The 315-nt window shown below is 68.9% G+C and carries 1 protein-coding gene; it reads left to right on the top strand.

The features are described from left to right. Positions 1-22: 22 nt before the first annotated feature. The coding region (locus U1T56_RS24305) for a transposase (protein WP_418162056.1) at positions 23-315 on the top strand (293 nt) is incomplete at its 3' end.

Genomic DNA, 315 nt, shown 5'->3' with positions numbered 1-315 from the left:
AAGCTCTCAGAGGAGAGCGGGAATGACGGAATTCTGGCTGAGCGACGAGCAGTTCTCGCGGCTGAAGCCGCTGCTGCCCAACAAGCCGCGGGGCGTGCCCAGGGTCGATGATCGGCGGGTGATCTCGGGCATCGTGCATGTGCTGATGAGCGGTGGTCGGTGGGCGGATGCGCCGGCGGCCTACGGGCCGAGGAAGACGCTCTACAACCGCTGGGTCCGCTGGGCGAAGGCGGGCGTCTGGCGCCGGGCCTTCGAGGAGTTGGCCGCGTCGGGCGGACCGCCTGCCGAGCTGATGCTCGACAGCACCTGGGCCAA

The organism is Benzoatithermus flavus, from assembly GCF_037908215.1.
Classification (GTDB): Bacteria; Pseudomonadota; Alphaproteobacteria; order Geminicoccales; family Geminicoccaceae; genus Benzoatithermus; species Benzoatithermus flavus.
The sequence above is the reverse complement of the archived record's forward strand: the minus strand, read 5'-3'. Positions and strand labels throughout refer to the sequence as shown.